The organism is Hydrogenophaga aquatica (assembly GCF_054780915.1).
Map to the genome: position 1 here is coordinate 30752 of NZ_BAAGVK010000009.1, position 12203 is coordinate 42954.

Below are 12203 nucleotides of genomic sequence, written 5' to 3' on the forward strand. Positions count from 1 at the left end.
GGTTCCAGATGGAACTGTGAAGCGCCGATGCGACAAAACCGTGTCAGTCCCTTCGGCTAATGCTGCACTGCAACATGACTCGAAGTATAGGGGTAATCCCGAGGATTGCAAGCACTTTTTTGCTGCGGTGCAACAAAAAAGTGACAGACGGTTACGGGAAACTGGCGCCACCAGGGCTGGTGGCTGGGCAAAAGCTGCTATGGTGCGGCTTTTTCCGCAAGGGGTTGTCCGTGCTGTATGCCGCGCTCAAAATGGTCCATGTGCTCGCCATCCTGATCTGGGTGGGGGGCATGGTGTTCGCCCACTTCTTCCTGCGCCCGGCCGTGGCCGTGCTGGAGCCGCCCGTGCGCCTGCGCCTGATGCACGAGGTGCTGCGCCGGTTCTTCACCGTGGTGCTGGTCGCTTCGCTGGTGGCGCTGTTCAGCGGCAGCTGGATGATCGGCCGTGTCGCCAAGGAAGTGGTGCAGTCCGGTGGTCAGTTCCACATGCCGCTGGACTGGATGGTGATGTCTGGCCTGGGCACGTTCATGGTCCTGATCTTCGGCCACATCCGTTTTGCGCTGTTCAAGCGGCTGCAACGTGGCGTGGCGGCTTCCGACTGGCCGGCCGCTGGCGCTGCGATGAACAGCATCCGCCAATGGGTGGCCGTGAACCTGGCGCTGGGCCTGTTCATCGTCGTTTTCACCCTGCTGGTCTGAGCGGCAGCTCCACTTCCCGCAGTTCCGGGTCTTCCGGGTGGGGTTGGACCGCGAAGCCCAGCTCGGCGGCCAGCACAAGCATGCCCTTGTTCTCGCGCAGGATGGTGCCCACCACACGCCGTGTACCGCGTGAGCGCAGGTAGGCGATGAGTTTGTCCATGAGCAGCCGGCCCAGGCCGTGGCCTTTCATGTCGGAGCGCACCATCACGCCGAACTCGGCGCTGTCGTTGTCAGGGTCGCAAATGCCGCGCACCACGCCCACCGTCTCTTCGCCGTCTGCGCCGGGCAAGGTGGCAACGAAGGCCATCTCGCGCTCGTAATCGATCTGTGTCAGCCGCGCCAGTTCGCTGTGCTCGATGCTGCGGCGGCTGTAGAAGATGCGCAGGCGGATGTCCTCCGGGTCCATGCGCTCCAGAAACGCCAGGTGCTGGGGCTCGTCCTCAGGGCGGATGGGGCGCACCGTGAGGGTGGCGCGTCCGTTGTCCCAGGGGTGGGTGTCGATCAGTTCCTGCGGATAGGGCCGGATGGCAAAGCGGTCTGCGCCGCTGGGCCGGCTGCGGCTCACCCGCACCCGGGCGTCCAGCGCCACGGCTTCCTGGTCGTTGACCAGCAGCGGGTTGATGTCCAGCTCAGCGATTTCGGGCACGTCGGCCAGCAGTTGTGAAATGGCTACCAGCGTGCCGGTGATGGCTTCCATGCGGGCGGGAGGCACGTCGCGGTAGCCGCGCAGAAGCTTGGCGATGCGGGTGCGTTCCACCAGCGCCTCGGCCAGCGAGGTGTTCAAGGGGGGCAGGGCGAGCGCGCGGTCGGCCACCACCTCGACCGAGGTGCCGCCTTGCCCGAACAGGATCACCGGACCGAACAGCGGGTCCACGCTGGCGCCGACGATCAGCTCGTGGGCGTTCTTCAGCCGCACCATGGGCTGTACGGTGAAGCCGTCGATCCGCGCGTGCGGCATGCGCTCGGCTACCCGGTCCAGCATGGCCTGGGCCGCCTGCTCGACCTCGGCGGCGTTGTGCAGGTTCAGGCGCACCCCGCCCACGTCGGACTTGTGGCTGATGTCGTGCGACAGGATCTTGATGACCACGGGGTAGCCCAGTGTCTCGGCGGCGTAGACCACTGCGGGCGGTTCGGGGGGCACCACACGTGTGGGGGTGACAGGCACGCCCGCCAGGCGCAGCAGTTCCTTGGCCTCGGGTTCGGTCAGGATCTCGCGGCCGTCAGCCAGCACGAACTGCACCAGCTCACGGATGGCCGGCAGGTCCACGTTGCCGTTGAGCGTATTGGCAGCGGGCGTCTCCATCAGCTCGGCCTGATGGCGGTGGTACTGGCGCAGGAAGGAAAAGGCGCGCACCGCTTCCTCGGGGGTGTCGTAGTCGGGTACACCCCCTGCGCGGAAGATGGCGCGGGCTTCGGCAACGGCGCTGTGGCCCAGCCAGCTGCCCAGCACGCGCGGCGGCTTTTCGTTCGCCAGTGGCAGCAGTGCCTGGGCGATATCGGTGCTGGGCACGATGGCCGTGGGTGCCTGCACGAAGAGGATGGCGCTGTCGCGGTCCTGGCGCAGCACCTTCAGTGCGTCCACATAGCGTTGTGCCGGGGCGTCGCCAATGATGTCCACCGGGTTGCCGCGCGACCAGTTGCCGGGCAGCACGGCATCGAGCTGTGCCACCAGGTCGGGGGCGAGTGTGGCCAGTTCCACGCCAGCGAACGCAGCGGCATCGGCGGCCATCACCCCTGCGCCGCCGCCGTTGGTCAGCACGATGAGTTTTTCGCTGCGGTTGTCGCGGAAGCGGGCCAGCAGCTCGGCGGCGATGAACAGGTGCTGCAGCGTGAACACGCGCAGCATGCCCGCGCGGGAGATGGCAGCGTCGAACACCTCGTCCGACCCGGCCAGCGCTCCGGTGTGCGACGCAGCCGCCTTTTGTCCCTGCGCGGACCGCCCGGCCTTGACCACGATCACCGGCTTGTTGCGCGCCGCCGCACGCGCTGCCGACATGAACTTGCGCGGCGATTCGATCGACTCGATGTACAGCAGGATGGCGCGGGTGCGGGGGTCGCTGCCCAGGAAGTCCAGCATGTCGCCAAAGTCCACGTCGGCATGTTCGCCCAGCGACACGAAGTGCGAAAAACCGATGCTGCGGGAGTTGGCCCAGTCGAGCATGGCCGTGACCAGTGCACCCGACTGCGAGACGAAGGCCAGTTGGCCCGGGGCCGCGTTGGCATGGGCGAAGCTGGCGTTCAGCCCAAGGTGTGGCACCAGCATGCCGATGCAGTTGGGCCCCAGGATGCGCAGCGTGTGGCGCCGGGCGGCGTCCAGCATGGCCTGCTTCTGGTGCCTGTCCAGTCCGGCCGTCACCACCACGGCTGCTTTCGTTCCCCGCTCGCCCAGTTCGGCAATCAGGCCGGGCACCGTTGACGGCGGCGTGCAGATCACCGCCAGCTGTGGCGCCTGGGGCAGCGCCGCAACACTTGGGAAAACCGTGTGTTCACCCAGGTGCCTGAGGCGCGGGTTGACCGGGTACAGCGTGCCCTTGAAACCCGCCGCCAGGTTGCGCCAGACCGTTCCCCCCACACTCGCGGGGCGGTCGGACGCCCCGAAAACCGCCACGCTGGCTGGTGCGAACAGGGATTCCAGGTTGCGTATGCTCATGTGGGTTTTCTTCCTGCCATCCAGGCGATGAGGGAAGAGCGCATGGCTTCTTCCACGGACATGTCGATGGGGGTGACCCACCCGCGCGGGACGAAGACGGTGTAGCCGCCGATCATGTAACCCATGGGCAGGTAGACGGCCACGCGGTCGCCGGGCAGGAAGCCCTCGGGCAGGCCTTCCATGTGGTTGCGTGTCACCAGCCCCACCACCTCGAGTTCATGGCCAGGCATGCGCAGCACCACCACCTGCTGTGCCGTCTCGTCCTTGTGGTGCGGTGAAAAGTAATCGGCGAAGCTTTTGAGCGACGAATAGATGCTCTTGACCACAGGAATGTTGGTGAAGGGCAGCTCGACCCACGAAAGCATCCGGGCCGTCACCTTCTGCGATATCAGCATGCCCAGCAGGACGATGCCCGCCGCTGTCAGCACCAGGCCCAGCCCCGGAATGTAGAAATCGCCCACCACCGGCCGGATCAAGCTCATGGCCACGGTTTCGGACCAGGCCACCAGGGCGTAGAACAGGTACACCGTCAACCCCAGTGGCAGGATCGTGATGAGACCCCGGAGAAAGTATTGCGACAGGCGTTTCATATGAGGACGGGAAGGACGCGTTGGTGCACACTAAGCAAGAAGCGTGAAAGTCGTGTGTATGGCACGATTGTGCTTGATCGTGCGCATGGCGCGCCGGAACTCACAGCCTTTGCCGGGCTCGACAACAGATGTCTGAAATTTTGCGGTTTTTCTCGGGCTTGCTGGCCGCCGTGCTGCGCGTATTCCTGTGGTTGGTGACGGCCGTGCTGGCCCTGGGCCTGCTGGCGTTGGCGCTGGTGTTGCTGCTGGCAGGCGTCATCTGGGCGCTCGTTCGAGGCCGCCGCCCTGAGGCCCCCGTTTTCGTCGGCCGGTTTCGTCAGTTCACCAGCGAGCGTGTCTGGCCTGGCGGGGCGCCCTGGCACACCCGGGGGCAGGGCGACGCCAGCGAGGTGGTTGACGTGGAGGTGAGGGAGGTGCCCCCGGAAGCCGGGCAGCGCGAGCCAGCCCCGCGTGCCACGCAAGTGCTGGACGACCAGCGCCGGGACTGATTTCAGCTACCAGCTGGTGCGTGGGCTGGAAGGTGTGTCACACCGCTTTCATGTCCAGGGCGGCCTGGTAAAGGCGGTTCTTCGCTTCGCCGGTGATGTCGGCGCAGAGCTTGGCAGCCGTTTTCACGGGCAGTTCTGCCAGTAGCAGCCCCAGCACCCGCAGCGCCTCGGGTGCAATGCCGTCCTGCCCATCATCACCACGGGTGGGCAAAGGGTGCAAGACCAGCGCAAACTCGCCTTTGACGCGGTGCGCGTCTGCCGCCAGCCAGGCGCCCAGGGCGTCGCACCGCAGCGTCACGATGTCTTCGAATTGCTTGGTGAGTTCACGCCCCAGTGTGACCTGGCGTTCGCCCAGGGCCGCCAGGTCTTGCGCCAGCGCGGTGATGCGGTGCGGCGCTTCGAGCAGCACACATGCCTGGTCTTGCTGCGCCAACCGGCGCAGGGCGAGGTTCCGTTCGCCGCCCTTGGATGGCAGAAAGCCGGTGAACTCAAAGGCCACGCCGTCGGACGGCGGCAGTCCCGCAACGCTGATCAAGGCGGTGATGCTGCTGGCGCCCGGCAAGGGAACGCAGCGCAGGCCGGCGGCGGTCACGGCCGCGCACAGGCGTGCACCAGGGTCGCTGATGCCTGGCGTGCCCGCGTCGCTCACGTAGGCCACGCGCTCGCCCTGCCGCAGCCGCTGCAGCACGCCTGAAGCCGCTTCGGCCTCGTTGTGCTGGTGCACCGCGATCAGCGGTTTCTGCAAGCCGTAGGCCTGCAGAAGGCTGGCCGTGTGGCGCGTGTCCTCGCAGGCCACGGTGTCGGCCAGCCCCAGCACGTGGAGTGCACGCAATGTGATGTCTGCCAGATTGCCGATGGGCGTTGCCACCACGTAGAGCGCCCCGGCCGGATAATGTTGCGGGCCGGCAGCCTCATGTGCCGCCGCCAGTGCCGTTTGAAAAGAAGGGTTCACGGTGACCATCCAGAAACAGGGAGCGCCCGCGAGGGCAAGGCCTGCCCCAGTCCGGGCAGATGCCGCGCGCATCACCACCAAGCAGCAGGGCGACGCCGCTGAGCAGGCCGCGCTGGAGCATCTGCAAGGCAGGGGCTTGCGCCTGTTGCAGCGCAACTTTCGCACACCCGGGCGCGGCGGCGGAGAGATAGACCTGATTATGCGGGACGCCGACGGCACACTGGTGTTTGTGGAGGTGCGCCAGCGCAGCGGGGCAGCGTATGGCGGTGCCGCAGGCAGCATCGGCGCGGTGAAGCAGCGCCGCATCGTGTTTGCCGCGCGCCACTTCCTGGCGCGCCTGCCCGTGACGCCGCCGTGCCGGTTCGACGTGGTGCTGGTGCAGGGGCGCGTTGGCGGCGCGTCCCCCGCGGCGATCGACTGGTTGCGCGGCGCTTTTGATGCATCTGGCTGGGCCTGAATGGCTGAATACGCCGCAGCGCGAAGGTATGATTTCGGCCCATGCTCCTGCAACGCATTCAACAGCATTTCATTGACAGCGCCGACCTCAAATACCAGTGCGCGCAAAGCGTCGCGCCTGCGGTGGAGTCCGCCGTTGGCGCGGTGTTGACATCGCTGACCAGCGGTGGCCGCATCCTGGCCTGCGGTGGCGGGGCGTCGGCCGGTCTGGTGCAGGCCTTCGTGGCGTACTTCGTCGGGCGTTTCGAGCGCGACCGGCCCGAGCTCGCCGCCTTTGCGCTGGGCTCCAACATGGCGGCGCTCACCGGGCTCTACAACACCTTCGAGGCGCGCGCCGTCTTTGGCCGCCAGGTGCGTGCACTGGGTCAGCCGGGCGACGTGTTACTCGTCGTTACAACGCAGCCCCAGTCGCCTGAGATACTGGGTGCCGTTGAAGCCGCGCATGAGCGTGAAATGGTGGTGGTCGCATTGTGCGGGGCCAAACCCGGACCGCTGGGCCAGATGGTCAAGGACACCGATGTCCTGATCAGCGTGCCCAGCGAACGGGCTCCGCTCGTCCAGGAGATCCACCAGTTGGCGCTGCATTGCATTTGTGACGGGGTTGACGTCCAGCTGCTGGGCGAAGATTCCGAACCGGAGATCGAACCATGAAATTCCAATTGCCGTCTTTTTCCCGCCCTGTCGCCGTGTTGATGGGCGCTGTGTGCCTTGCTGGTGCCTTGAGTGCCTGCGCGCCACTGGTGGTGGGAACAGCGATGGGCACGGGGGTGCTGGTGGCCACGGACCGGCGCACATCGGGCGCCCAGCTGGAGGACCAGGGTATCGAACTGCGTGCGGGATCGCGCCTGCGCGACCAGTTCGGCGACCGCGCGCGCGTGGTGGTCACCAGCTTCAACCGCCGCGTTCTGCTGACGGGCGAGGTGCCCAGCGAGGCCGACCGTGCTGCGGCCGTGCGCATCGTTGGCGGTGTGGAAAACGTGCGCGAGATCGTTGACGAACTCGCCGTCATGACTTCGCCTTCCTTCACGGCACGCTCGTCCGATGCGCTGGTCACCGCGCGTGTGAAGGCCGCCATGGTCGACGCGAGCGATCTGCAAGCCACCGCCGTGAAGGTGTTGACCGAGCGCGGCACCACCTACCTGATGGGCCGTGTCACCCAGCGCGAGGCCGACCGGGCCACCGAGATCACCCGCAGCATTCCGGGCGTGCAGGGCGTGGTCCGGGTGTTCGAGATCATCACCGACGACGAACTGCGGCGCCTGCAGGCCGCACCTGCCAAGTGAGTGTTTCCTTGGCCGCGTCCCTGTTCGGGGGCGCGCAGGTCAGCGCAGCCGCTTGATCAGGCTGGACGTGTCCCAGCGGCCGCCTTCCATGCGCTGCACGTCGGCGTAGAACTGGTCCACCAATGCGGTGACGGGCAGGCGCGAACCGTTGCGCTTGGCCTCGTCCAGCACCAGCCCCAGGTCCTTGCGCATCCAGTCCACGGCAAAGCCAAAGTTGAACTGGTCGGCCACCATGGTCTTGCCGCGGTTGTCCAGTTGCCAGCTCTGCGCCGCGCCTTTGCCGATCACATCCAGCACCAGGTTCATGTCCAGCCCGGCGTTCTGGCCGAAGGCGATGGCCTCGCTCAGGCCCTGCACGAGCCCGGCAATGCAAATCTGGTTGACCATCTTGGCGAGTTGGCCGGCACCAGCTTCGCCAATGTGGGTGAAGGCGCGCGAGAACGCCATGGCGGCGGGGCGCACGCGTTCGAAGATGGGGGCGTCACCACCGCACATGACAGTGAGCATGCCGTTTTGTGCGCCGGCCTGGCCGCCTGAGACGGGCGCATCGATGAAATGCAGGCCGTGTGCCCGGGCCTTGGCATACAGCTCGCGTGCCACGTTCGCCGACGCCGTGGTGTGGTCCACGAAAACCGTGTCGGGCCGCATGCCTGCAAAGGCGCCTTCGTCACCCAGCACCACGGAGCGAAGGTCTTCGTCGTTGCCCACGCAGCAGAACACGATGTCGGCGCTGGCGGCGGCCTGGCGTGGCGTAGCGGCCATGTCGACCGCGTGCTGGGCGAATTCCTGGGTGAAGGCCTGCGCCTTGCTGGCGCTGCGGTTGTAGACCGTGACCTGATGGCCTGCCAGCGCCAGGTGACCTGCCATGGGGTAACCCATGACGCCCAGGCCCAGGAAAGCGACGCGAATGGAGGGGGTGGCTTCGTATGTCTTCGGGTTCAGGCTGCTCATGCGTCGGTGTTCAGATGATGGTCAGGTGTTCGGTGCCGGCTGCCAGGTCGGTGGTGCGGGCGCGCTGGCTGTTGAGTTTGATGTTGAGCTTGAGGTCGTTCTGCGAGTCTGCGTTGCGGATGGCTTCCTCGTAGGAGACGAGGTTGGCCTCGAAAGCGTCGAAGAGCGCCTGGTCGAAGGTCTGCATGCCGACCTCGCGGCTGCGCTTCATCACTTCCTTGATCTCGTTGATCTCGCCCTTCATGATGAGGTCGGCGATCAGCCCGCTGTTGAGCAGAATCTCGACCACCGCGTAACGGCCCTTGCCGTCCTGCCGTGGCAGCAGGCGCTGCGCAACCATGCCGCGCAGGTTCAGCGACACGTCCTTGAGCAGCTGCGCGTGGCGCTCCTCGGGGAAGAAGTTGATGATGCGCTCCATGGCCTGGTTGGCGCTGTTGGCGTGCAGCGTGGCCAGGCAAAGGTGGCCGGTCTCCGAGAAGGAGATGGCGTGCTCCATGGTTTCGCGGTCGCGGATCTCGCCCATCAGAATGACGTTGGGGGCCTGACGCAGGGAGTTTTTCAGCGCGTTTTCCCAGTTGTCGGTGTCCAGGCCCACTTCCCGTTGGGTGATGATGCAGTTCTTGTGCTGGTGCACGAACTCCACCGGGTCTTCCACGGTGACGATGTGGTCGTGGGTGTTCTCGTTGCGCCAGTCCACCATGGCGGCCAGCGAGGTGGACTTGCCCGAACCCGTTCCCCCCACCAGCAGGCAGATGCCGCGCTTGGCCAGGGCGAGGTTCTTGAGCTGCTGTGGCAGCCCCAGTTCGTCCACCGTGGGGATCTTGGCCGGAATGGTCCGCATCACCAGGCCGACCTTGCCCATCTGCACGAAGGCGTTCACGCGGAAGCGCCCGATGCCCGCCGGCGCGATGGCGAAGTTGCACTCGCGCGTGCGCTCGAACTCCGCAGCCTGCTTGTCGTTCATGATGGCTCGCGCCAGGGCCTGGGTGTGCTGGCCCGTCAGGGGTTGCGGCGAAACCTTGTTGATCTTGCCGTCCACCTTGATGGCGGGCGGAAACTCGGCCGTGAGGAACAGGTCACTGCCATTGCGGCTGACCATGAGTTTGAGCAGGTCGTTGACGAAATTGCTCGCTTGATCGCGTTCCATCTGCGCTCTCCTTGCGTTCAGCCAGGGAAGTTGTCGGGGATCTTGGCCTTGGCGCGGGCCTCGGCGGGCGTGATGATGTTGCGGCGGACCAGTTCGATGAGGCTCTGGTCGAGCGTCTGCATGCCGAAGCTGTTGCCCGTCTGGATCGCCGAATACATCTGCGCGACCTTGTTTTCGCGGATGAGGTTGCGGATGGCGGGTGTGCCGATCATGATCTCGTGCGCGGCGACGCGGCCGTTGCCGTCGGCGGTCTTGAGCAGTGTCTGCGAGATCACCGCTACCAGCGACTCGGACAGCATGGCGCGCACCATCTCTTTTTCCTCGGGGGGGAATACGTCCACGATACGGTCGATGGTCTTGGCCGCGCTGGAGGTGTGCAGCGTGCCGAAGACCAGGTGGCCGGTTTCGGCGGCGGTCATGGCCAGGCGGATGGTTTCCAGGTCGCGCATCTCGCCCACCAGCACCGCGTCCGGGTCTTCGCGCAGGGCCGAGCGCAGGGCGTTGGCGAAGCTGTGCGTCATCGGCCCCACTTCACGCTGGTTGACCAGGCACTTCTTGGAGTCGTGCACGAATTCGATCGGGTCCTCGATGGTGAGGATGTGGCCGTATTCGTTTTCGTTGAGGTGGTTGACCATGGCCGCCAAGGTGGTGGACTTGCCGGAGCCGGTGGGGCCCGTGACCAGCACCAGGCCGCGCGGCTTGAGCGCCAGCTCGGCGAAGATCTTGGGGCAGTTGAGCTGGTCCAGCGTCATGATCTTGGACGGAATCGTCCGGAACACGGCGGCGGCGCCCCGGTTCTGGTTGAAGGCGTTCACACGGAAGCGCGCCAGGCCTTCGATCTCGAACGAGAAGTCCACCTCCAGGTGTTCTTCGTAGGCCTTGCGCTGGGCGTCGTTCATGATGTCATACACCATGGCGTGGACCTGTTTGTGGTCCAGCGGCTCCACGTTGATGCGTCGCACGTCGCCATGCACCCGTATCATCGGCGGCAGGCCCGCAGAGAGGTGAAGGTCCGAAGCCTTGTTCTTCGTGCTGAAGGCCAACAGTTGAGTGATATCCATCCCGATTCCCGTAAGGCGTGGTTTCTCCCATTATGGCAACGATTTCAGACAATCTCCAGCGAGTTCGCGAGCGCATCACACAGGCTTGCGAGCGCGCCGGCCGCGACCCCGCCACGGTGCGCCTGCTGGCGGTATCCAAGACGTTCGACGCGGATGCCGTGGCCGAGGCCCTGGCGGCGGGCCAGCAAGCGTTCGGTGAAAACTATGTACAGGAGGGGGTAGACAAGATCCTCCGGCTGCGCGAGCAGGGCGCGGACGGGCTGGAGTGGCATTGCATCGGGCCGCTGCAGAGCAACAAGACGCGACCGGTGGCGGAGCATTTCGGCTGGGTGCAGTCGGTGGACCGCCTGAAGATCGCGCAGCGGCTGAGCGAGCAGCGGCCGCCCGGGCTTCCTCCCTTGCAGGTGTGCGTGCAGGTGAACGTGGATGGCGGACCGACCAAGGCGGGCGTCACGCCGGAGGAGGCGCTGGCGCTGGCGCGCGCGGTGGCAGCCTTGCCTCGCCTGCGGCTGCGCGGCCTGATGTGCATTCCCGAGCCCGCGCCCGACTTTGCTTCGGCCTGTGCTGTGTTTGCCCGTGCGAGGGCCTTGTTTGACGCCCTGAACGCCGAGGGTTTGGGGTTGGATACCCTGTCCATGGGCATGAGCGATGACCTGGAGGCCGCCGTGGCCAGCGGCAGCACGATGGTGCGCGTGGGCAGTGCGATCTTCGGGCGGCGGTCGTACGCCCAGGTTTGAGGCTGGGTGTCCGCAGGCTTTCAGCCCAGGCGCCGGGGGCTGAGGGCGTCGGCGCTGAGTCCAAAGTCCGTCAGGCGCTGTGGCAGCGGCAGGCCGCGCGCCAGGCTGGCGCAGGCCTCGCCCATGGCAGGCGCAGTCTGGATACCGTACCCTCCTTGCCCGGCCACCCAGAAGAAGCCCGGTGCCTGCGCGTCGAAGCCGCCCACCAGGCTTTTGTCGGCCACGAACGAGCGCAAGCCTGCCCAGGTGTGGGCCGGGCGGCGGATGGTGAGGGTGGTGGCTTCTTCGATACGGTGGATGCCGAGCGCGATGTCCAGTTCTTCGGGCTGCACGTCTTGCGGTTCGGTGGGGTCGGCGTTGGCGGGAGAAGCCAGCAGCAGCCCGGCGTCGGGCTTGAAGTACCAGTCCTCGCCCGCGCTGTAGGTCATGGGCCAGCCGCTCGCGTCCACCCCGGCGGGCAGGGCGAAGGTGAAGGCGGCGCGGCGGTAGGGGACCAGGCCAATGGATTGGCCCCCGGCCATCTGCCCGATGCGCTCGGCCCACGCGCCTGCGGCGTTGAGCACCACTGGCGCCTGCCAGGTGCCTGCGGTGGTCTGTACCGTCCAGCGGCCCGCCTCATGCCGCAGGGCCTGCACATCTGCCTGGCAGGCCAGCTGGCCGCCGTGCTGGCGCATGCCCTTGAGGAAGCCCTGATGGATGGCGTGCACGTCCAGGTCGCAGGCGTCGGGCTCCAGCAGCGCGGCGGTCACCATCTGTGGCCGCAGCACGGGGACGCGCTGGCACGCCTGTTCGGCCGTCAAACGCTCGTGGCGCAGGCCAAGCCCCGCCAGTACCTGGGCGTGGGCTTCGAGTTCGGCCTCCTGGCCGGGCGCGGCCACCATCATGGCGCCGCGCCTTGTCATCAGCGGGTGTTCGCCGAACACAGAGGGCGGGCGCAGGAAGAAGTCGCGGCTGGCCAGCGTCAGCGCGCGCACCTGGGCGCTGCCGTAGGCCTCAAGGTACACGGCGGCGGAGCGGCCGGTCGTGTGGTAGCCGGGCTGGGACTCACGTTCCAGCAGCACCACGCGGCCATGCGGCGCCAGCCAGTATGCGGCAGACGCGCCTGCCATGCCAGCGCCTATGATGATGAAGTCCGCTTCTGTAGGGGTGTCTGTCAGCATGCTTTCTCCAGGGTATCCCCTGGATTATGT

13 protein-coding genes are annotated in these 12203 nt (G+C 66.4%); 6 read left to right on the forward strand and 7 right to left on the reverse strand.

The annotated features are described in order from the left end of the window. Positions 1-230 precede the first annotated feature (230 nt). Positions 231-698 (forward strand): CopD family protein, encoded by a 468-nt coding sequence (locus ACYVHH_RS06775; protein WP_460564408.1) that lies wholly within the window; start codon positions 231-233, stop codon positions 696-698. Here ACYVHH_RS06775 and ACYVHH_RS06780 read toward each other — a convergent pair. Beyond that, a complete protein-coding gene (locus ACYVHH_RS06780) occupies positions 682-3348 on the reverse strand; it encodes a bifunctional acetate--CoA ligase family protein/GNAT family N-acetyltransferase (RefSeq protein WP_460564372.1) in 2667 nt (888 codons plus the stop codon). The two genes, ACYVHH_RS06775 and ACYVHH_RS06780, sit on opposite strands and share 17 nt — an antisense overlap. Then, complete coding sequence (locus ACYVHH_RS06785; RefSeq protein WP_460564373.1) at positions 3345-3938, reverse strand: DUF502 domain-containing protein; 594 nt, start codon at positions 3936-3938, stop codon at positions 3345-3347. Before ACYVHH_RS06785 ends, ACYVHH_RS06780 begins: the two co-directional genes overlap by 4 nt. Before the next feature lie 128 nt (positions 3939-4066). Here ACYVHH_RS06785 and ACYVHH_RS06790 point away from each other — a divergent pair, with 128 nt between their 5' ends. Further along, the gene (locus tag ACYVHH_RS06790; protein WP_460564374.1) at positions 4067-4426 is read left to right on the forward strand and encodes a hypothetical protein; all 360 of its coding nucleotides are present in this window, start codon (positions 4067-4069) and stop codon (positions 4424-4426) included. A gap of 37 nt (positions 4427-4463) precedes the next feature. Here the strand turns inward: ACYVHH_RS06790 and rsmI are convergent, their stop codons facing one another. Next, on the reverse strand, positions 4464-5378 hold the full coding sequence (gene rsmI, locus ACYVHH_RS06795) for a 16S rRNA (cytidine(1402)-2'-O)-methyltransferase (RefSeq protein ID WP_460564375.1): 915 nt from the start codon (positions 5376-5378) through the stop codon (positions 4464-4466). 7 nt (positions 5379-5385) lie between these two features. On the opposite strand from rsmI, the gene ACYVHH_RS06800 reads away from it, so the two are divergent. The 3 genes from ACYVHH_RS06800 to ACYVHH_RS06810 are packed head-to-tail and all read left to right on the forward strand — an operon-like array spanning position 5386 to position 7117. After that, entirely contained in the window at positions 5386-5835 is a 450-nt protein-coding gene (locus tag ACYVHH_RS06800; protein ID WP_460564409.1) for a YraN family protein, read from the forward strand. A 41-nt stretch (positions 5836-5876) separates the two neighbouring features. After that, positions 5877-6485, forward strand: coding sequence for an SIS domain-containing protein (locus ACYVHH_RS06805; RefSeq protein WP_460564376.1), 609 nt, complete (start codon positions 5877-5879; stop codon positions 6483-6485). Continuing rightward, positions 6482-7117 (forward strand): BON domain-containing protein, encoded by a 636-nt coding sequence (locus ACYVHH_RS06810; RefSeq protein ID WP_460564377.1) that lies wholly within the window; start codon positions 6482-6484, stop codon positions 7115-7117. The genes ACYVHH_RS06805 and ACYVHH_RS06810 overlap by 4 nt, the downstream gene beginning before the upstream one ends. A gap of 39 nt (positions 7118-7156) precedes the next feature. Here the strand turns inward: ACYVHH_RS06810 and ACYVHH_RS06815 are convergent, their stop codons facing one another. Genes ACYVHH_RS06815 through ACYVHH_RS06825 form a run of 3 tightly spaced genes read right to left on the reverse strand, consistent with a single transcriptional unit; the run spans position 7157 to position 10276 of the window. Beyond that, positions 7157-8068, reverse strand: coding sequence for an NAD(P)-dependent oxidoreductase (locus tag ACYVHH_RS06815; RefSeq protein ID WP_460564378.1), 912 nt, complete (start codon positions 8066-8068; stop codon positions 7157-7159). Positions 8069-8078: 10 nt separating this feature from the next. Then, positions 8079-9215: a PilT/PilU family type 4a pilus ATPase gene (locus ACYVHH_RS06820; RefSeq protein ID WP_460564379.1), complete on the reverse strand. Its 1137-nt coding sequence runs from the start codon at positions 9213-9215 to the stop codon at positions 8079-8081. A 17-nt stretch (positions 9216-9232) separates the two neighbouring features. Then, complete coding sequence (locus ACYVHH_RS06825; protein ID WP_460564380.1) at positions 9233-10276, reverse strand: type IV pilus twitching motility protein PilT; 1044 nt, start codon at positions 10274-10276, stop codon at positions 9233-9235. A gap of 32 nt (positions 10277-10308) precedes the next feature. On the opposite strand from ACYVHH_RS06825, the gene ACYVHH_RS06830 reads away from it, so the two are divergent. Continuing rightward, positions 10309-11013, forward strand: a complete 705-nt coding sequence (locus tag ACYVHH_RS06830; protein ID WP_460564381.1) for a YggS family pyridoxal phosphate-dependent enzyme — start codon at positions 10309-10311, stop codon at positions 11011-11013. Positions 11014-11033: 20 nt separating this feature from the next. On the opposite strand, the gene ACYVHH_RS06835 is transcribed toward ACYVHH_RS06830, so the two are convergent. Next, entirely contained in the window at positions 11034-12173 is a 1140-nt protein-coding gene (locus ACYVHH_RS06835; protein ID WP_460564382.1) for an NAD(P)/FAD-dependent oxidoreductase, read from the reverse strand. Between the last annotated feature and the right edge of the window lie 30 nt (positions 12174-12203).